Source organism: Clostridium frigidicarnis (assembly GCF_900111985.1).
Classification (GTDB): Bacteria; Bacillota; Clostridia; order Clostridiales; family Clostridiaceae; genus Clostridium_Z; species Clostridium_Z frigidicarnis.
The window spans coordinates 1-20,719 of sequence record NZ_FOKI01000050.1 but is presented as its reverse complement, the minus strand read 5'-3'; the positions used below and the strand labels follow the sequence as shown (position 1 = coordinate 20,719).

Here is a 20,719-nt window from a genome sequence, read left to right as displayed (position 1 = left end):
TATTACATTTATAACGATTGTAATATTTATAAGAATGATGTAAGTATGTACCCTTACCACACATAGGACATTTAGGATAATTTAATTTAGGTAATCCGTCGCCATCGCCTAAGGCGAATTGACGCTTACATTGTGTACACTGATACTTTTGATTAGCCTGCTTATTCAAACCAAACTTATACAATTTATTAGAATGGCAGCGAGGACATTTTATATTAGCTTTGTTCATTGTTCTTCTCTCCTTTTAAGGGGGTATTATTTTGTTTCGCAAACTTATTGTATTTCCTTAGGTTGAGAAGATCAATGTTCATATAACTTAACAGATCGAATTACTATACTAGGAGGACTTTATGTATATAAGAGAATTTAATAAAGATGATACATTACATATTAAAGATTTATTAATAGAAATTTACCACGATGATGTCTGCTCAATAGGTTATTTTAAATTTGGTAATTCTACAAGTACTGTCAAAACACTTGTTGCAATTAATAGAAATAAAATTATAGGAGTAGCTAGCCTATGGGAAAATAAAATTCATAAAGATTCAATATATATAGGAATACACTTACTTGAAAAATTTAGGCACAAGGGCTTGGGTACAAGTCTTTTCTCTCAACTTCTTGAATTTAACCATAAAAAGCAATATCAATGTTCTTTATGGTCTTATAATAATATAGGATTGAAATTTGCTAAAAAGTTAGACTTTAATGTTATGCGTAAAACATTTGAACCAATATATGATCTCTCATTAATTCCTAAAATTAATTTGTTAAATGATTTGGATTTTTGCTATTCTATAAATTCTTTTGCTTCATTAAATAACACTAAATTTAAAAAATCTAACATTATATCTCTATTTAAAGAAATTTATATGAGAAATCACAAATTTAACAAAGTTAGTAAATTATCTGATTCTCAGTGGGATAACATAATATTTAATAATTTATGTCCTGATGCAAGTTTCGCTATTTTAAAAGACAGTAAAATTATAGCTCTGTCTTTAATGTACTATGGTGAAGATAATTTAACCCTTGAATTAGGTCTACGAGGTGTAAAAGGTGAATTCTTATTTTTTGAAAACAATTTAATTTTAACTCTTTTAGATTCTCAGTTTACTAAGTGTAAAAAAGAAAATTATTTATTCATAAAAGATGAAATAGATTCAACAGACTCTGGAGCTATGGTTGTATCTCAGCTTATAGACTTAACTAAAATTTCTTCATGGAATACATTAATAAGATAGGTACCATTTATACATAACATGTAACAGACCCTTGATATTTTTTAATGAAGTAATTTAACATTCCACACTACTTTAGCATTGCTTATACCCTAAAATATAAGCAATGCTAGACGTGATGACTAACTCTAACTTTTCACCTTTAAATTCTACCATTTTTAAATTCCCCTTACCTTTTAACACAAACTTACCACCTACTAAATTTCATTTAGTAATCTCTTCAAATCTAAATATCATAATTACTTAATACAACTCATATTTATTAAATAAACTCAAATAAAAATATTAATTCTTATTGCTAAAAAATCGAAAAATCATACTCACACTTAGATATATGACCTTATACTATGATACTAGAAACTATTTCTATAGCTAACGGTTTATATAAACCTTTTAGCCCCAATTGCACTATTTTCTAATTTTGAGGTATGTACTATCTCGTGTTATAATCTTATCATCATGTTTTTTAATAAAAGGGGGAATTTACTAATGGACGGTAGCCCGAGTGGCAGTTTTATTCTAATTTTTGTACTAGTACTAATAAATGCTTTTTTCTCATCTGCAGAGATGGCAATTATATCCTTAAATAAGACAAGGATAAATATCTTAGCTGAAAAGGGAAATTCTAAAGCTTTATTACTACAAAAACTTATTGAAGAGCCAAGTGGTTTTTTGGCAACTATACAGGTAGGCATTACCTTTACTGGTTTCTTTGCATCAGCATCAGCTGCAACATCTATTTCTGGAAGTTTTGGCGATGTACTTTTAAAACTTAATGTGCCTTATAGTGATAAAGTATCTTTTATAGCAGTAACTGTGTTTATATCTTATATAACTTTAGTTCTTGGAGAATTACTTCCAAAGCGTATAGCACTACAGAATGCTGAAAAGGTAGCTATGTTTTCTGTAAAACCACTAATCTTAGTTTCTAAATTTACTAAACCTTTTGTTTGGTTCTTATCATTTTCAACCAATTTACTCATGAAGTTAATTGGTGTAGAAACTAAGGGCATTGAAGAAAAAGTTTCAAGGGAAGAAATTAGAAACCTTATTGAAAGAGGTGAAGAACAGGGCGCTATTAATGAAACAGAGCGTGACATGATAGATGGTATAATCAAATTTGATGACAAATTAGCTAAAGAAATAATGACACCTAGAACTGAGACGTTTTTGTTAGAATTAAATGACAGTATTAGTGATAATATAAATAAAATTCTAGAGGAAAACTTTTCTAGAATTCCTATATATAAAGAAGATATAGATAATGTTGTAGGCATTATTTATATGAAAGATATTTTTTCTAATATAGTTTCTCATGGTATTGAAAGTGTAACAATTGAACAACTTCTAAGAAAACCTTACTTTGCTCCTGAAACTAAAAAAATAGCTACATTATTTAAAGAGCTTCAGTTATCACAAAATTATTTATCTATATTGATTGATGAATATGGTGGTTTTTCAGGAATTGTTACAATGGAAGATTTGATAGAAGAAGTTATGGGTAACATTTCAGATGAATATGATAAAGAAGAACCAGAACTTCAAAAGGTCGATGATTCAACTTATATAGTTAGTGGACTTCTTACAATCGATGATGTTAATGATGCCCTTGATTTAAATCTACAATCAAAATTTACTGATACTATGGGTGGACTGTTTATGGAACTTCTTGGACGAGTTCCTAAAGCGAATGAGCATCATGAGTTGGATTTAGATGATGTAACTTTGAAACTTCTGGCATTAGATGAAAAAAGAATAGCCAATATACAAATTACCTTAAAACCCTAAATTATATATAATTTAGTTACTTATTAAAACTAATAACCTTAATTTATGGTTATTGATGGAATTTTCAAATAATTAGAAACAATGAGGAATTAGCATTATTTTAAAGTATAATGCTAGTTCCTTTTTTATATTCATATTTTATCAATTTGAACACAATCAGTATTTTTTGTAAAATAAACTCAAATAATGGTTTATATAACTATATAAAGATATTTTTTTCATGTATTTATTTACTTATATAAATTTTAAAATTCAAATTATTATGAGGAGGTTTTATTATGAACAAACAAACAAAGGTTTTAATAAGCGCCCTAATAATGTCTTCTGTAATGTCTGCTGGTATTCCTGCGTATGCATGGGATAGTAGAGAAGATGTAAACGTTATGGATACCCATAAAACAATAGCTGTACAAGCTTTAGAAATTATAAAAAATGATTTGAAAAGTGACCAAAAAACTATGAACGTTTTAAATGAGTTACAAAGCAACCTCATTCAATACAAAAAAGGTTCTGTAGCCCCTGATTTTGGTGATGTTGGTGTAGACAGAGATTATAAATTGTATCAAGACCATTTCTACGATCCAGATAGTGGGGAAAACTTCACTTCTAATTATCCATATCCATTCTATGAAATAAAGGATACAGCAGAATCCCAGGTCAGAAATTATTTTAGCCAAGCTGTAGCAGCATGGAAATCTGGTAATCATGAAAATGGATCTTACTTATTAGGTAAAGCTATGCATTACTTTGGGGATATAAATGAACCTCATCATACATTAAATTGGACTGGTGGTCCGGGAACTGCTCATACAAATTTTGAGACTTATGCTGAAAAAACAAAGGATAAATATAAAATAAATACTATGGGATCTGATAAAGAAGAGTTTAATCTAAATAATGAAAAACCACTCCTAGACTTTTTAACTTATCAATCAAACAAATATGCAAAACTCTCAAAAAATCTTGAGCCTAAAGTTTCAATGTCAAATACCTATGCTGATTGGGATGAAGCATTAGATATTTCTCTTAAAAATGCACAAAAGAGTTCTGCAATTATAGTATATAAATTTTTACAAGAAATTTCATCTGATAAATCTATTCCCCTAACTTCTCCAATAGGTAGATTTCATGTAGTTATAAAAACAGATGATGAAAAATATGCTGGATCTGATGATTATGTTTATTTTGGTATGGAATTAAACAATGGAAAGAATATTGAATTTGAATGTAACCTTGCTGGAAATGACTTTGTAATAGGCAGTACTGGATCTTATCAATTTTGTATAGATGATAAAGAATTTGATCCTTCTCAAGTTAGCCGTGTATGGATTCGTAAACAAAAATATTTAGGCGACGACTTAAAACTCAAAAATATTTCTGTTTACATGCAAGGAAAAAGAGTAATTAATGAAGATATAAACCAATGGTTTACAGAAAACTACACTCATAACATATCTGTAAATGGATTAAAATAACATCTATAATATACTAGCTAATAATAGAATTCATCTAACATTTAGGTGGTGTTCTCTCACTCATCTGAATATTAGATGAATTAATCTAGGATATTAAAGATTTTAAATTTGTGGATAACTTTATGAAGCATAGAAAACGCATAGTCTACCAAGTAGTTTTTTCAACTAGCATAGGCTCTTAACTTGTTACTTATATAAGTTATATGGACACTCTTTTCCTATACACTCACTATTAAGTTTTGAAAAATCACATACAATCTTGAAATCCTCATAATCATAAAGCTTAACATTAAGTTTTTTATCTACAAATTCAGTTGCCTGCCTAATAGCTGTAAATAAATTTCTTTTACAACATCTTGGTCCTCCAAGCTCGGATATTTTTATTAAACTTCTTCCCGTTATTTCATTTGTAATTCCCCAAGTTTTTTTTGTTAATGGTGTTGTTGAAGTTATAATGCTCATAAATATTCCTGTACCAACTGCCGCTCCACAGTTACCGTAAAATCCACAAAACCCACCCTTAATATCTTCAGATCTCTTCTTTGCAATTAACAACCCTTTCTCTTTAAGTTCTGATGTTTCTCCTATATTATTATAATAAGATGTTATTAATGCCGCTGGAACTAAGAAATGATGTTCTGGTCCATGCATATAAAAATTTTTACTTTTCATTATATCAACTGCTATTTCTATAGGATTTGTTTTATCCGTGCTCTTACAATATGTAAGTATAAGCTCTACTCCTTTTAGTGAATGGCAACTATCACAGACATAATGTCCATCTTTACATGTTACATTTGAATTAAATTTATTGTTACAATAAATACAATCTACATCTTCATAAGATTCTCCATAAACAAGGTCTTCCCCACAAAGCATGCAGTTTACCTTATATTTTTTTCGTTGATTTAAAAAATCCATAATTCTAATCCCCCAAAATATTAATTTTTATTTAAAAATTAACCTGATGGCTATGCCACCAGATTAACTCATCTAACTTTTAGATACTGGAAATACATCACCTGCATTAAGATTGATTCTATTTTCATGGTCTAAAAGCCACTGTTTCTTATCTAATCCCCCGGCATATCCTGTTAAAGCTCCATTTTTTCCAATTACCCTATGGCATGGAACTATTATCGATATTTTATTTTTATTATTTGCATTACCAACAGCCCTTACAGCCTTTTCATTATTTATACTTATAGCTATATCTTTATATGAAGCAGTTGTTCCATATGGAATATTTAAAAGTCCATTCCACACATTCTTTTGAAACTCCGTTCCATGTAAAGCTACTTTTAAATCAAATTCTTTTCTCTCACCCTTAAAATATTCATCTAACTGTGTAATAGCACTTTCTAATATTAAATTTACTTGTCCTATTTCTCCCTCTTTATCAACAAAATTGCATGATAAAACAGATTCCTTATCACAAACTATTTCTAATATACCTATTGGTGATTTGTAATAACCCATGTATTTATTATTCATATGAAACTCCTCCTGATAAAATTTTCATTATGTTTGATAATATTTAATTTAAACACTGTATTGATTTAATAATATGTAAAAAACTCCAAGTTTAAATTTTCACCCATACTCACTTACGCCTATAAATCTATTGGGTAGTGCTTACCTTACACCTAAGAAGTTTAAGATATTATAAATAGTAGTATTAAAATATATCATCTATAAATTCAATAAACCATTTATATTTTTCACTACATCTTTAGGTAATTCCCCTTTAAGTGCCCTTATTAATAACTCAGGTTTTCTTACTAAATTTTTTCTAAGGTAAGTTCCTATAAAATCCACTTTCTTCTCCCTTTTTGGAATAAGCTGATATATTACATACCAATCTTCTAAAGAAGTAAATGGTATACTAACATTATTTATTTCTTTTCTATAACTAATGGATTCAGAGTCAAAAATATGTTTGTACTGTCCTTCCCCATGATTTATTCTTAGTCCTGACATAACATCAATCTCTATATCATTAACAACATATTCATAAAAATGCTTTGTTGAATATGTCTTTTCTTTTTCCCAAACTTTCTTTTTTCCAATATTTTTTAAAATTTCATCTACCCTTTCAATATCCTTTATATGCACTAAAATATCAATATCATTAGGTTCATATGCTAAGTCATATTGATTTAGCAATATAGATGCCCCAACTCCCCATAGCACATTATTTTCATTAAGTTTTTCCCCTATATAACTTAAAGTATTAAAAATCATATTTCTACCCCATCGTTTAATTTTTATTAAATCAATTATCTTTTAATAAAAAATATTCTATAACCTAATTATATTATAGCCTTTCTATGGCAACAAGTTTAAATATTATTTCATCTTTATTTACTTTAAGTAATATAAGCTAAGGGTTAATCATATATCTTTTAGGACACAAACTATATTTATTATGGAGTTGATACTATGGTTGAAGAGCATTTTTATACCTTTAGCTCTTATTTAAAGGATTTTGATTTATCTCCAAACGAGGAAGATTATGTGGAGATGATATATAGACTTTCCTTAGATAACAATGGAATTGTACGGGTTAAACAAATAGCTGATGCACTCAATGTTAAAGCCCCTTCTGTAACAAGAATGATTTCTAAATTAAAACTAAAAAGCATACTAACTAACGAAAGATATGGTTCATTGCAACTTACTGAATTAGGTAGAAAAATAGGAAGTAGATTGCTTTACAGGCATAATACCATAGAAAAATTTTTAAAAATCATTGGTGAAACTGATAATATTCTAGAAAAAACCGAAAAAATTGAACATGTAATTAGTGAGGATACTCTAAAATCAATAGATAGATTAGTCAGTTATTTAGATAAAGTGAATTATAAGTAAATTTTCCTTATAATAAAAGGTTAATTATATTGTTTTGGAAGCTTTTAAATACCATTTATTGACTCAAAATTTTAAAAATGATAATATTTAATTATAATCAAAAGAAAGGGGCTTTTAAAATGTTAGTTTTAACTATAGAAACTGTACCTGGAAAAGAGATTAAAGAAATTAAAGGTCTTGCGAAAGGAAGTACTATACGTTGTAAGCATATAGGAAAAGATATTACTGCTAGCTTAAAAAATATAGTTGGTGGAGAAATGCATGGTTATAATGATATGCTTGTAGAAGCAAGACAAATTGCTATTGAAAGAATGATAGAAGATGCTACTAATATGGGTGCTAATGCAATTATAGGTATGAGACTTATGTCCTCTGCCGTAGCTGCTGGTGCTGCTGAAATGGTTGCATATGGTACTGCTGTTATTGTTGAATAGAATATATATTATAAAGATATACCTATAATACAATTAAAAACATATTTTATATATCAAAGTAACTGTTTATGATAAAATTTAAAAATCAAAAAAGATTTAGTGAGTCTTGATAACTGCACTAAATCTTTTTTATTATATTTTTCATAGCAATGCTTAACTTATTATAAAGCTTGGCACTACATATATTATTTTATATTAATACCTTTTTTAACAGTTTTAACTATATCATCACAAGTTAAACCATATGCTTTTAATAATTCAACAGGCTTTCCACTTTCACCAAAAGTATCTTTTATACCAACTTTTAATACTGGTACAGGATGAGTTTCTGTTATAACTTCACTAACTGCTGATCCTAATCCACCGATTACATTATGTTCCTCTACAGTTATTATAACTCCTGTTTCTCTTGCAGCCTTTTCTATAGCCTCTCTATCAATTGGTTTAATTGTGTGCATGTTTATAACCTTTACTTTTATTCCTTCTTCTGAAAGAACATTGTAAGCTTCTAATGCAGTATCAACCATTAAACCTGTTGCTATTATAGTTGCATCCTTACCTTCTCTTAAAGTTACAGCCTTACCTATTTCAAATTTATATTCACTGTTATCATTTATAGTGTTAACTGCTAATCTTCCAAGTCTCACATAGCAAGGTCCTTGCATTTCTGTTACTGCTCTTATAGCAGCTTCTGTTTCTATATCATCACTTGGATTTATAACAGTCATTCCTGGTATACTTCTCATTAATGCTAAATCTTCTATAGCTTGGTGAGATGCTCCATCTTCTCCAACTGTTATTCCAGCATGGGTTGCACATACTTTAACATTTAAATGAGGATAACCTATTGAGTTTCTTATTTGCTCAAAAGCTCTTCCTGCTGCAAACATAGCAAAAGTACTAACAAATGGAATCTTACCACATGTAGACATACCAGCTGCTACGCTCATCATATTTCCTTCAGCTATTCCCATATTGATAAATCTTTCTGGTGCAACAGCTTTGAAATCTGCAGTTTTAGTTGATTTAGAAAGGTCTGCATCTAAAACAACTACATTTTCGTTTTCAGCTGCTAATTTTGCTAAAGTCTTACCATATGCCTCTCTAGTAGCCATTTTATTTCCCATTAGTTTTCCCCTCCTATTTCTTCTATTGCCTGTTCACATTGCTCTCTATTTGGAGCTGTTCCATGCCATCCAGCTTGATTTTCCATGAAAGATACTCCTTTACCTTTAATAGTTTTACATACTATTACAGTTGGCTTATCTTGAACTTTTTTACCACTTTCTATAGCATTCATTATTGCTTCAAAGTCATGTCCATCAACGCTTATTACATTCCAACCAAAAGCTTCAAACTTATTACTTATAGGGGCTGGATTCATAACATCTTCACATTTACCATCTATTTGTAATCCATTATAATCAACAAATGCTGTTAAATTTCCTAACTTATAATGAGCTGCTGACATAGAAGCTTCCCAAACTTGACCTTCCTCAAGTTCTCCATCTCCTAATAATGTATAAACTCTATAAGACTTATTATCCATTTTACCAGCAAGAGCCATACCTACTGCTGCTGATATACCTTGACCTAAAGATCCTGTTGACATATCAACTCCTGGAACCTCATTCATATTTGGATGTCCTTGAAGTATTGAACCTATCTTTCTTAATGTCTTAAGTTCATCAACATTGAAGTACCCTCTTCTCGCTAAAGCACTATATAAAACAGGCGCAGCATGTCCTTTAGATAGTACAAATCTATCTCTATCTAAATCCCTTGGTTTTTCTGGATTTATATTCATTTCATTAAAATATAATGTTGTTAAAATTTCTACTGCTGAAAGAGAACCGCCTGGGTGTCCTGATCCTGATTCAGTAAGCATAGTTACTATATCTTTTCTTATAGTTTTAGCCATGCTTTGTAATTGATCAATATTCATCTTCATAGATTTCCCTCCTAGGTATCTTTAAGTTATGGAGTAATATTTATATATTTATGTTTATTATACTAAATTATTCAATCAAAATCATTGTAAACCTTATATTTTTATATAAAATTCAAAAAAAACTTCAAATTAATTGTATCATAAAACTTTAAAAACTCAACTAAAACATAACACAATTTTGAATTAATATAGCACCTTTAAGCTATTTAAACTACTTTTTTCTCTTAAAAACTTACTTTTTTACTTATTATATATGTTTTTGACCTTATAAATAATATTATTAATTATTTAGCATACTCTAATACATTTTATTTTTTAGTTACAAGTTATCAGTGATAAGTTACAAGTTGTAGCTTAAAATCTAATATTTTCTTTAATAGTATCTTTTTCTTTTAGAAATCTTCTGCAAGAATCTTTGATTCTTAAATTATTACTTGCCAATTTATTACTTTAATTATTCATAGATTCAACATGATTATAAACAAAAAGGCTACTCTAAATTTTAATTAGAAATTACAATGTAGGGTTTTTATAACTATGAAGTTTAAAATTATAATTCCAACCAGGTTTTCCATTTCTTTATTTAAGAAATCTTCCCCAGAAGATTTTATCCTTAACTTGTCTCTTTCAATTTAATTATAAATTCCTGTAGATAAATAAAAAAAGACCTATGGTTCTTACCTTAAAGAACCATAGGTCTTGTATAATTTAATAAATAAGTATCATTAATGAACTAATCCCATACTAATAAATAAAGCTTTATCTACTTTTTCCATATCATTATCTGTCATATGTCCTATTTTTTCTTTCAGCCTTCTTTTGTCCAAAGTTCTTATTTGTTCCAAAAGTACAACTGAGTCTTTATTAAGTCCATACTCTTCAGAAGAAATTTCAACATGGGTTGGAAGTTTTGCTTTATTAATTTGAGATGTTATTGCACCAACTATAACAGTTGGACTGTATTTATTTCCTATATCATTCTGTAATATTATAACAGGTCGAATGCCGCCTTGCTCCGATCCTACCACTGGGCTAAGGTCTGCATAAAAAATGTCTCCTCGTTTTACTATAAATTGTGTCATTAGACGTATCACTCTCCGCAAGCCATGACTCGTATTCTGAACATTCATTCAAATCATAGGCACATGATAATTGAGAAAATTCTAGATTTATTTGTGCCATCTCTTGATATCCATTTTCTATATCTTCTTGATCAAAATCATTCTCTATATATAATATAATGTTGTTCTTATCAATTTGACACTGATTTTTTTTCATTGCATCTCTTTTTTTTGTTACTCGTTTTTCAGAGAGGTTAAAACTAAAACTATTGACAGCTGACATATTAATACAATACCTCCTATTTTCTATGACAAAAAATATGTATCTACTATAATTATATTGCTGTATTTGTCAGTATGTCAAAGGATTTTATATTTTTAGACATAATTTTTTATTTTAATATCCTCTCAATTGCTTATGTATTCCCTTAGAACTCTTCTATTTATCATGCATTCAACTTTATAACTTATAGTTTTTATTAATTTTTTTATATCTTTTGCATCAAACTTTGTATGATTTTGTTTTCTTAATAAAACAACCTTATAACCAAAAGAAACTTGTCCTAAATAGAATATACAGACACTACATTACTTAATGTATATTCGTGTAGAATAGCTGTCTAGTTCTTTTTCCTATCTGTTTCAAAGGTTTTTCTATAACTTATATGTTGATTCTTACCCATTTTTTAATATATGATGTTACTTTTCATTATCATGACTTTTTTAATTTAGGTTTTTCTTATTAACTTCCTTAGAAGAATACTTTCTATATAAAATAATCTCTGGTCTTACTATTTGGAACTATTTAAATTTATATATAATTACAAAACCCATTGAAATAGATTTTAAAATTATATTTATTTTTAAAGTTCTTTATAAAACCAGTTGAAACTTTTAACTTAATATAATTTATTTTATTACTATATGCAAAATTTTTAAAATAGTCAGTTAGTTTTTATGTTAGAAAGTTTATTTAATTTAAATACTTTCCTTGAATTATTTTCATTGCTTAAAATATAATTTAACACTTCACTTATAGTGCTAATTACTATATGTATTTTCACAAGCTATTTAAGCCTTTGTGATTCTTTAGCTAATTTCATTGTATATTCACTTGGGGTTGTTTTGTACTATAGTTTACTATTTCCTTACCCAATGTTACTTGAACACATATTATGATCTATACTGTTTAAGTTTCTTTGTACATAATATTTTTATTTTACTTTTAAACATTGTTTTTTCTCATTTCTCCAACTAATGCTCTAATCTCAAGTTATTGTTCAAAAACTTCTTTATCTATTGTTTGATTTGCTATAAAATCTCTATAATTTATTTTTATACGTTCCTCCCCCTTTAAATCATATATATTGAATTGCTGTGGTTGAGCATTTTCCATATCAATAATGAGCTCCCCCTTAGCTAAATTCCTATTTACACCAGGTAGTACAACCTCTACGCTCAAAAAAATTTTACCCTCATGTTCTCTAGTAGTTATTTTAGTGTCGTCATTGGTTGATAAATTTAATACTTCGTCTATACATGTATACTTATATACTTCATCAAATTCATTCTCTACAACATATTTTTTTTGAGCTATGTTATCTGTAACATTAATGTTACCATCCTTATAAAAGTATGTTCTACCTTCTCCTATTTTTAGTAAGTAACCATTCTCCTTTGAATAATACTGATTACACTCTTCTTTACGTTGTTCTCTGTCATTGGAATATACTATATCTAAACTTGACTCATAAGTATTTAGTTTTCTTAGTTTAGATAAAACTTTTTCCGGTGTATTTTTTGCTATTTCACATGCTGTGAACATACATATAATGGATAAAACCATTATAAAAACAAAGCTCTTTCTTTTCATGTAATACCCTCTTAATAAATTATTCTTATTAATACTAATATTCACACTTAACGAAATTTATTCTATTAATTCTTTCAAAATGAAAGGTATTTTTTCTATTAAAGTTGATGCTGGTACACAATACATTTCTTTATTTAGCTTATCTCCAATAAGACCATGAATATAAGCTCCTATTAGAGCTGAAGAAATAGGATTTAATCCTTGAGCCATAAAAGCTGCAATAATTCCTGTTAAAGCATCTCCCATTCCACCAGATGCCATTGAAGAATTTCCTGTTGGATTAATATATGTTTTTTCTCCATCCGTTATTACTGTATTGTGCCCTTTTAAAAGAACTACCACATTATATTTTTTTGAAAATTCAACTGCTACATATTCTCTATTATTATTTATGTACTCTATATCATAACCTGTTAATCTACTCATTTCTCCCGGATGTGGAGTTATAACAGTTCTGTTTTTACCTAGACGTAGCATTTCCAAATCTTCACTTAAAACATTTAATGCATCGGCATCTATAACAACATTACATTTACTATTTTTAAGAACCTTATGTAATAAACTCTTTGTTGTTAATGTAATTCCAAGACCTGGACCTATGGCTATAGAATCAGCTTTTTTCATAATATTGAAAAAATCATAACTTTGATTATCTAAAGTCATGGCTTCGTTTAGCTTAATGGACATTATATCCCATATTTCCTTATAACAACCAAGAGTTACAAGCCCTGCCCCTGTATTTATGGCAGCCTTAGTTGAAAGGTATGCAGCTCCTGTAAATCCTTTTGATCCTGCAATTATGAGGCATCTACCATAAGTTCCCTTATGACCTTCTTTATGTCTTATAGGAATTAAATCTCTTATGTGTGCCTCATAGTTACATTCAATATTTACATTTTTTTCATTATCTAACACACCATTATCCCATATAGCTACTGCTATTGCATTTTCTTTGCTATGAGAAATTGATACCTTAAATCCAATGCTACCTTTCTTATTTGCAATATTTTTAGCATTGTTATGAAGAACCACATATGGTTTTTTTAGTTTATCTCTTAAAATTTCTAAATCTTTAAAAGAAAAACCTCTAAATCCTGTACCTAATGCTTTGCTTATAGCTTCCTTTGCTGCAAAACTACCTGCAATTGTTTCATAACTAAAATTTCTTTCTTTAATGTATTCTAACTCTTTTTCTGTAAATAGTTTATTTAAAAATTTTTCATTGCATTCACATGCTTTTTTTATTCTATCTATTTCAACTATATCCGTTCCCAAACCAAGTATCACTAAAATTCCTCCAAAATTGTTAAATATAAAAAATATAATTAACTGTATTAGTTTATATATTATCTATAAATGAAAAATTTCTCAACCCTTTCATTTATAAATAATATGAATATTATACTATTTATATCTAACTAGCTCCCGAAATTAACTACATTCAGTGAATAATACATTAAAGTATAATTTATAAGCTTGCACAAACTACATTCACATTTTCTATCAAATTAAAAAATTAAATATAAAAATTAAATATGCTTTTAATATCCTCTCTTACTAATATTGAATATTTTTATTAATTGGTGCACACCTTTATAAAATCACTTCCATTAAAATCAATAACATACTCGTCTATATATTCTCCAAGCACGTCTATTAAGTGAATTGGCGATACACAATTTGCATATAATACCTTTAACAATTCTCTAACCTTATGTCTATATGGGCTTATTGTTGCAACTATATCTCTCTCTATGTTTACAACCACCCCATTAACTAGTTCTTGTCTTTCAACTTCAATGCCATATCCTTGAATCGGTGTAGAGCAGTCATAAAATGGTACAACTACTTCTTTCTTTATCATCCTATAACTATAAAGATAATTATTCCCCCCTATTTCCTCCACTCTGTTTAGTTGCTCTACTATTAGCATAATTTATCCCTCCCATTAAAATATAAAAAATAATATTAAATAAACTCGTCCTTAATTTTCATCTGCATATATTATGATAACACCAAGATTAAAAAAAATATGTCACTCTCTGTTTATCAATTATTGCATTTGGAAATCACAGTATGACAGAATTCTAGTTTAACCTTCTTTTATATAAGGTTTCTTAACATTAATCCTTCTTTATTGATAGTAAAATAATACTATCTTAAGCTGGTTCTTATATTTTTTTGTCACAAAAATACTTGCGAAAATTCATGTAACTGGAAAAAAACACTGCAATTACGATGTATTTACTACTAATAGAATTACCTCTTTCCATTCTTTTCAAAAAATTCTTTTCTATTTTAATACCTTTTTAACTTCTTTGTAAGCATTTTCTACATTTTTTACCTTTTCTTCATTTAAATTATGATTTGAAAATTTTGCCTCATTATAAACTTCACTTAAAATTTTAAGTTCTTCGTCTTTATTTGATATTTCTGTTCTTACCATACCTTTAACTTGCCTTGATGTCATATAATTTTTATATAACCCCTTTTTCCACGCCAACATCAAGAATTTTCTGTAATATACGAATATTAAATTTTTGTTTTTGTCTTTATTATTTCCATAACTAACCCTTTTACGTTTTTTCATAAAAGGTATATTATCAACTTTTTCTCTTATCTGTACAAATCCATCTTTTTCTATTGTTCGTAGACTAAACTTTTTAAAAACATAAATTAATAATAATATTATTGAAATTATAATTATTGAATAAGCTAATATGAAAAACCAAGTATTATATACTGCATTAGGATTTTTATCTTTTAACGTCTCCTTCATAAGGTTGAATATATCCTTTGATTCATTGGATGGTGTTTTAACAGCATTTCCTTTTATAAATTCTTTTAGCTTAAGTATTACCATACCAATGGTATAATATAGCATAGTTGCTATTATATACGCTACCAATTCCAACAATTTTCCCAATACCCCGATAATACCTTGAATTATTTTATTACATATAGGAGTAAACATAAATATAATAAATATCACATATATGCTAGTCATTATATTATCTTCTTTTTTATAAAGCTTAAAAGAATAACGTCTACTTTCTCTCAAAAGCAATATATAAGATATTAAGTATGCTAAGTATGCCTTAAATAAATAATTGATTTCATAAGGAGTTAAAAACCCATAAAAAAGTATACTTAATACTAATATGATATTTAATATTTTTCCTAAACTCTTATAATGATAGTTATCAATGTTTGGTTCATTAAACTTATTGTGTATTAAGATATATATCAAATTTAACATAAAAGAAAGAATACAATAATTCTCACTACTACCAAACCAATAAAAAATCACACTATAAATTAAATCTATAGCTAGAACTATTAATAATATTAATTTAGGTTTTTTTTCCTTATAATTTAAATACTCCATTAACACTCCTAAAATAATTAGGATAAGAAAATCCTTTATTCCAATCCTATTAGATGGCATAGGGCTAAATATGTTGATTTCTATAATAAACATAAATATAGCCATATATAATGTGTATAATAGTTTTACTATTCTATAATGGTTTATTTCACCAAAAATATTCATTAACAACATCCTCCCTTATAGCTTAAAATCTCTATGTTAGGATGCTTTGGTATTTTTCCCTTTGATGACACATCTATTATTTTTATAATAAATCCCATTTTCATAAGTTTTATTAAAATATTAAAACTTTCATCATCTAAAAATGCTGCCACAATCACATATACAGTGTTTTTATCTAAACCATTAATTAAATTCTTTAAATGCTTATGAAATTCAATTCTAGGATTATTATCTATTCTTGCTCCAAATTCTAATATAGTTGAGAAATTTGTTGTGTATGGATTAGTTTGATTTTCATACTCTTTATAAATACTTATTAAATATGCATTGGTGCTAATTGATACTTGTACTGAAGATTTTATGATTTTATCGCTCATAGACATTACAAGACTTATGCTTTTTTCTGTTATTTTATTTTCCGTTCCAGCCCAAAATGGAATTGCATATTGCATATTTAAAATGAACATCACCTTTTTTTCTGATGTAGTTTCATAATCTTTAACCATTAAATTGTTCATCTTCATGCTTGAATTCCAATGTATATCCTTCATTCTGTCATTTATTGTATATTCCCTTATGCCTTTTATATAAAGAGGATCTTTATATATCCATCTCTTTACTATCTCATCTCCTTGCATAGAATTGTTGTCAAACTCAACATTTTTTAGAGAATTAAATTTAGGATATACTACGATTTCCTTAAAATCTTCAAATTCTTTCTCACAGGTCGAAAATCCAAACATGTCTCCAATTACTATTTTTGAACTTCTTAGTATGTATACCCCTCTATCATTAGCAACAATACTATAAGTTCTTTTTAATCTTTCTTTGATTCCTATACTATATGTGCTTGTATAAATATTTTCTTTTCCTATATTGTTTTTCTCATGTATTCTATATAAGCCAATTGGATAATCTTCTCTAATTAACAAAAAAACTATGGGAAGTATCTTTTTATTTTCTATAACATTTGTAACTTTTAATACTTCATTTTGAAAAACTTTTTCCTTATCTATTTCTCTATGAAAATAAAATTCTTCAAATCCCTTTTTACTTATAAGATTTGATATATATATTATAAAAAGTATTGTTATGACAAATATAAAATAGCCTTCCATATCATCACCTCTATATCTTTTCTAAAGGCGCTTCAATAGTATTTAAAATCTCCTCAACTATATCTTCCCCTTTATTTTCCAAAATACCAACACTAGAATGCAACATTATTCTATGACTCAATATTGGAACACTCATTTCCTTAACATCTTCTGGAATTACATAATCTCTACCTTGTATAGCTGCATTAGCTTGTGCCCCTCTCATTAAAGCTAGTGTTCCTCTTGGTGATGCTCCAAGTTCAATACACTTATTACATCTAGTTGCTGTTATTATATTTACAATATACTCCTTTATAGCCTCACTTACGTTTACATAAACATAGTTGTCTTGAACATATCTAATGTCCTCTAAACTTATAGTCTGCTCTAAATCCTCTAAAGGATCTTCTTCCTTAAATCTTGTTAATATTTCTTTTTCCTGAAAAAATTCTGGATAACCCATTGATAACTTTATAAAAAATCTATCAAGTTGCGCTTCTGGTAATGGAAAAGTTCCATACTGTTCAACTGGATTTTCTGTTGCCATAACAAAGAACGGTTTCTCAAGCTTGATAGTATTTCCATCAACTGTAACCTGTCTTTCTTCCATAGATTCTAAAAGTGCAGATTGAGTTCTTGGAGTAGCTCTGTTTATTTCATCTGCTAATACAAATTGACTTAATATTGGGCCTGGCTTAAATTGAAACTCTAAATTTTTTTGATTGTAATAATATATTCCTGTTAAATCTGAGGGTAATAAATCTGGTGTAAATTGTATTCTTTTAAAGGAACAATTTAATGTCTTTGCAAGGGCTCTTGCAAGCTTAGTTTTTCCTGTGCCTGGTACATCTTCTAAAAGTACATGTCCTGAGCAAATAAATGCAACTATTATTTTATCTATTTTATGTTCCTTTCCAACTATTACTTTGCCAACATTATCTTGAATCTTATCTCTGAAAATCTTGAACTTATCCATTTCTAATATTATCTCTTCCATAATTCATAGCTTTCTTACATTAATTTTTATACAAAATCTAATGCAAGAAAATTCGCCCCCTCTTTATTGGAATTTTTTAATTATTCTGTCTTTATTTTATCATCTTTTACTTATTCCATCTACAAATATTACCATTATGTCTTATTTAATTTAATTATTCTAGTTATTTAGAAGTTACATTATAAACTCATTCAATCTAAATTTATCTGAAGGAAGATTCGTTCTATTAAAAACTATAATAAAAAATGTTACTGAATTTAATTTCAAGTAACATTTTCTTTAATTAATTATATTAGCCTTACCTAAGGATTATTCTTTTTAAAACAGAACGTCATGGATTAATTATTTAAATCAACATTTATTATATATTATCCCACCCCTTATATTTATTAACACTTACAATTCCTTAAATTTCTCAATGAGAGCTTTGTAATAGTAAGTTATTATAACAAAAATTTAATTTATTACTAAGCTCTCCTTATAGTTTACTCTTATCTTAATATTAAATTGTTACTAGCTTAACTCACTTTTAAATTAAATTTTTGGCTTATTTTCTTTCATGTGCCTAACTTTCATTATCGTCCATAAAACTACTATTTTTAGGTATATCCTATTATCCTCTTTTACATAAAATATATAATATATGATAATTATTGATTTATAGGAGTGATTTTTATGAGTATTTCATCTGATGGTGTCCATAAGTATAGATGGGTAATACTTTTTAATGTGGTTCTTACAATATTCATGGCAAATTTGGATAGCAGTATTGTAAATGTAGCTTTACCAGTAATGGCACAAGAACTTCAAGTAAGCACTGCATCAATAGGGTGGGTGGTTTCAAGCTATTTAATAATTATTTCTTCAACAATATTAATTTTTGGAAGGCTGGCTGATATACATGGTAAAACTATTGTTTTTAAATTTGGCATTGCCTTATTTATAATAGGTTCTTTTATATGTGGCATTTCTAATTCATTAACTAATTTAATAATATCTAGATTTATTCAAGGACTTGGAGCTGCGGCTTCTATGTCTACAACTCAAGCAATAACAACATCTGTGTTCCCTTTAAATGAAAGAGGACGTGCTCTAGGTGTTTGTGGAGCATTTGCTGCCTTAGGTGCCATGATAGGACCCCCTCTAGGTGGTTTTATTGTTTCCATATTTAGTTGGAAGTTTATCTTCTTAATAAATATTCCTGTAGGATTAGTTGCATTGATTCTTTCCTTGTGCATTTTTCCTAACCCAACCACTGTGAAAAAAGAAAAATTAGATTTAAAAGGCTCTGCCTTACTTGTACTCTCCATAACTTTATTATTTGGATCACTAACACAAGGACAAGAATTTGGATTTAATAATATTTTTATTATTTTAGGTATTATAATATCAATAATATGTATGTTTATATTCATAATAATAGAAAAAAACATATCATCCCCGCTAGTTGATTTATCAATATTTAAAAACAAATTGTTTTCTCTTAGTATATTTTGTGGCCTTATATCTTTTGTGTGTATAAGTGCTTCAAATATAATTCAACCTTTTTATTTTCAAAATACATTAAAGTTTACCCCTTCCTTTACAGGAGTATGTATGATAGTAGCCCCTTTAATATTAGTTGTAATCTCTCCATTAAGTGGTTATCTTTCCGATAAATTTGGCTCAGAACTACTTACAATATTAGGATTAACAATCTTAGGCATTGGCCTTTTATTAATGTCCACCTTAACTCAATATTCTAGCTTAATTTTAGTATTAATTTTTATACTTATAATGTCTCTTGGAAATGGAATTTTTCAATCTCCTAACAATTCATTGATCATGTCTTCTGTTCCGAAAAACAAATTAGGAATTGCCGGAAGTATAAATGGATTGGTTAGAAACCTTGGTTTAGTTTTAGGAGTGTGTTTATCTACAACTCTTTTATATAATAAAATGAGTTATAAAATAGGATATCGTATAACAACTTACATTAATGATAGAGATGATATTTTTATCTATGGAATGAAGTATGTTTACATTATAATAAGTATTTTATGTTTTGTGGGTTCAATTTTAACAGCGTTTAGACTGTACTTTCAAAAAAAACACAAATGATTAGTTACAAGTTACAAGTTACAAGTTACAAGTTACAAGTTACAAGTTACAAGTTACAAGTTACAAGTTACAAGTTACAAGTTACAACCGATTTTAAATTATACCTTATTTTTAGTCAATAATATATTATAAATTTAAAAAATATAGAGAATGTAAGTAGGTTTGTATAAAAACCTACTTACATTCTCTTATTACATTACTTATTTCTTATTAAATATAATTGTTACTTTAAACAAGTCCCCATCAACATTAATTAAAAACTTACCGCCTTGAAC

21 protein-coding genes are annotated in these 20,719 nt (G+C 27.8%); 6 read left to right on the top strand and 15 right to left on the bottom strand.

Annotated elements, in window-relative coordinates:
* Positions 1 to 229 (bottom strand): IS1/IS1595 family N-terminal zinc-binding domain-containing protein (locus BM119_RS17555; protein WP_341465762.1); only part of this gene is annotated, 229 nt, incomplete at its 3' end.
* A 121-nt stretch (positions 230 to 350) separates the two neighbouring features.
* Here BM119_RS17555 and BM119_RS17550 point away from each other — a divergent pair.
* The 3 genes from BM119_RS17550 to BM119_RS17540 all read left to right on the top strand — a co-directional run bounded on the left by BM119_RS17550 (position 351) and on the right by BM119_RS17540 (position 4,507).
* Positions 351 to 1,247 carry a GNAT family N-acetyltransferase gene (locus tag BM119_RS17550; protein ID WP_090043019.1) on the top strand — a complete coding sequence of 299 codons (897 nt, stop codon included), beginning with the start codon at positions 351 to 353 and terminating at the stop codon, positions 1,245 to 1,247.
* A gap of 486 nt (positions 1,248 to 1,733) precedes the next feature.
* A complete protein-coding gene (locus BM119_RS17545) occupies positions 1,734 to 3,032 on the top strand; it encodes a hemolysin family protein (RefSeq protein ID WP_090043018.1) in 1,299 nt (432 codons plus the stop codon).
* 278 nt (positions 3,033 to 3,310) lie between these two features.
* Positions 3,311 to 4,507 (top strand): phospholipase C, encoded by a 1,197-nt coding sequence (locus BM119_RS17540; protein WP_090043017.1) that lies wholly within the window; start codon positions 3,311 to 3,313, stop codon positions 4,505 to 4,507.
* 186 nt (positions 4,508 to 4,693) lie between these two features.
* Here the strand turns inward: BM119_RS17540 and BM119_RS17535 are convergent, their stop codons facing one another.
* The 3 genes from BM119_RS17535 to BM119_RS17525 all read right to left on the bottom strand — a co-directional run bounded on the left by BM119_RS17535 (position 4,694) and on the right by BM119_RS17525 (position 6,751).
* Positions 4,694 to 5,428, bottom strand: coding sequence for a DUF5714 domain-containing protein (locus BM119_RS17535; RefSeq protein ID WP_090043016.1), 735 nt, complete (start codon positions 5,426 to 5,428; stop codon positions 4,694 to 4,696).
* Between the two features lie 72 nt (positions 5,429 to 5,500).
* The gene (locus tag BM119_RS17530) at positions 5,501 to 6,001 is read right to left on the bottom strand and encodes a methylated-DNA--[protein]-cysteine S-methyltransferase (RefSeq protein WP_090043015.1); all 501 of its coding nucleotides are present in this window, start codon (positions 5,999 to 6,001) and stop codon (positions 5,501 to 5,503) included.
* Positions 6,002 to 6,199: 198 nt separating this feature from the next.
* Positions 6,200 to 6,751, bottom strand: a complete 552-nt coding sequence (locus tag BM119_RS17525; protein ID WP_090043014.1) for a nucleotidyltransferase family protein — start codon at positions 6,749 to 6,751, stop codon at positions 6,200 to 6,202.
* Positions 6,752 to 6,949: 198 nt separating this feature from the next.
* Here BM119_RS17525 and BM119_RS17520 point away from each other — a divergent pair, with 198 nt between their 5' ends.
* Positions 6,950 to 7,378, top strand: a complete 429-nt coding sequence (locus tag BM119_RS17520) for a metal-dependent transcriptional regulator (RefSeq protein WP_090043013.1) — start codon at positions 6,950 to 6,952, stop codon at positions 7,376 to 7,378.
* 119 nt (positions 7,379 to 7,497) lie between these two features.
* The gene (locus tag BM119_RS17515) at positions 7,498 to 7,812 is read left to right on the top strand and encodes a heavy metal-binding domain-containing protein (RefSeq protein WP_090043012.1); all 315 of its coding nucleotides are present in this window, start codon (positions 7,498 to 7,500) and stop codon (positions 7,810 to 7,812) included.
* 185 nt (positions 7,813 to 7,997) lie between these two features.
* On the opposite strand, the gene BM119_RS17510 is transcribed toward BM119_RS17515, so the two are convergent.
* The 11 genes from BM119_RS17510 to BM119_RS17465 form a co-directional block, all read right to left on the bottom strand.
* The gene (locus tag BM119_RS17510; protein WP_090043011.1) at positions 7,998 to 8,939 is read right to left on the bottom strand and encodes a transketolase family protein; all 942 of its coding nucleotides are present in this window, start codon (positions 8,937 to 8,939) and stop codon (positions 7,998 to 8,000) included.
* The gene (locus BM119_RS17505) at positions 8,939 to 9,763 is read right to left on the bottom strand and encodes a transketolase (protein ID WP_090043010.1); all 825 of its coding nucleotides are present in this window, start codon (positions 9,761 to 9,763) and stop codon (positions 8,939 to 8,941) included. The genes BM119_RS17510 and BM119_RS17505 overlap by 1 nt, the downstream gene beginning before the upstream one ends.
* Positions 9,764 to 10,488: 725 nt before the next feature.
* On the bottom strand, positions 10,489 to 10,845 hold the full coding sequence (locus BM119_RS17500; protein ID WP_090043009.1) for a type II toxin-antitoxin system PemK/MazF family toxin: 357 nt from the start codon (positions 10,843 to 10,845) through the stop codon (positions 10,489 to 10,491).
* Entirely contained in the window at positions 10,796 to 11,107 is a 312-nt protein-coding gene (locus BM119_RS17495) for a hypothetical protein (protein ID WP_090043008.1), read from the bottom strand. Before BM119_RS17495 ends, BM119_RS17500 begins: the two co-directional genes overlap by 50 nt.
* A 125-nt stretch (positions 11,108 to 11,232) precedes the next feature.
* A complete protein-coding gene (locus BM119_RS20520; RefSeq protein WP_341465763.1) occupies positions 11,233 to 11,400 on the bottom strand; it encodes an alanine racemase C-terminal domain-containing protein in 168 nt (55 codons plus the stop codon).
* A 697-nt stretch (positions 11,401 to 12,097) separates the two neighbouring features.
* Positions 12,098 to 12,697, bottom strand: a complete 600-nt coding sequence (locus BM119_RS17490) for a germination lipoprotein GerS-related protein (protein WP_090043007.1) — start codon at positions 12,695 to 12,697, stop codon at positions 12,098 to 12,100.
* Positions 12,698 to 12,754: 57 nt separating this feature from the next.
* Complete coding sequence (locus tag BM119_RS17485; protein WP_090043006.1) at positions 12,755 to 13,984, bottom strand: NAD(P)H-hydrate dehydratase; 1,230 nt, start codon at positions 13,982 to 13,984, stop codon at positions 12,755 to 12,757.
* Positions 13,985 to 14,273: 289 nt separating this feature from the next.
* A complete protein-coding gene (locus tag BM119_RS17480; RefSeq protein ID WP_090043005.1) occupies positions 14,274 to 14,630 on the bottom strand; it encodes a DUF6514 family protein in 357 nt (118 codons plus the stop codon).
* Between the two features lie 360 nt (positions 14,631 to 14,990).
* Entirely contained in the window at positions 14,991 to 16,250 is a 1,260-nt protein-coding gene (locus BM119_RS17475) for a hypothetical protein (protein ID WP_090043004.1), read from the bottom strand.
* Entirely contained in the window at positions 16,250 to 17,368 is a 1,119-nt protein-coding gene (locus BM119_RS17470) for a DUF58 domain-containing protein (protein WP_090043003.1), read from the bottom strand. The genes BM119_RS17475 and BM119_RS17470 overlap by 1 nt, the downstream gene beginning before the upstream one ends.
* Positions 17,369 to 17,378: 10 nt before the next feature.
* The gene (locus BM119_RS17465) at positions 17,379 to 18,344 is read right to left on the bottom strand and encodes an AAA family ATPase (RefSeq protein WP_242948457.1); all 966 of its coding nucleotides are present in this window, start codon (positions 18,342 to 18,344) and stop codon (positions 17,379 to 17,381) included.
* Positions 18,345 to 19,019: 675 nt separating this feature from the next.
* Between BM119_RS17465 and BM119_RS17460 the strand changes: the two genes are divergently transcribed.
* Positions 19,020 to 20,444 carry an MFS transporter gene (locus tag BM119_RS17460; protein ID WP_090043002.1) on the top strand — a complete coding sequence of 475 codons (1,425 nt, stop codon included), beginning with the start codon at positions 19,020 to 19,022 and terminating at the stop codon, positions 20,442 to 20,444.
* Positions 20,445 to 20,719: the final 275 nt, after the last annotated feature.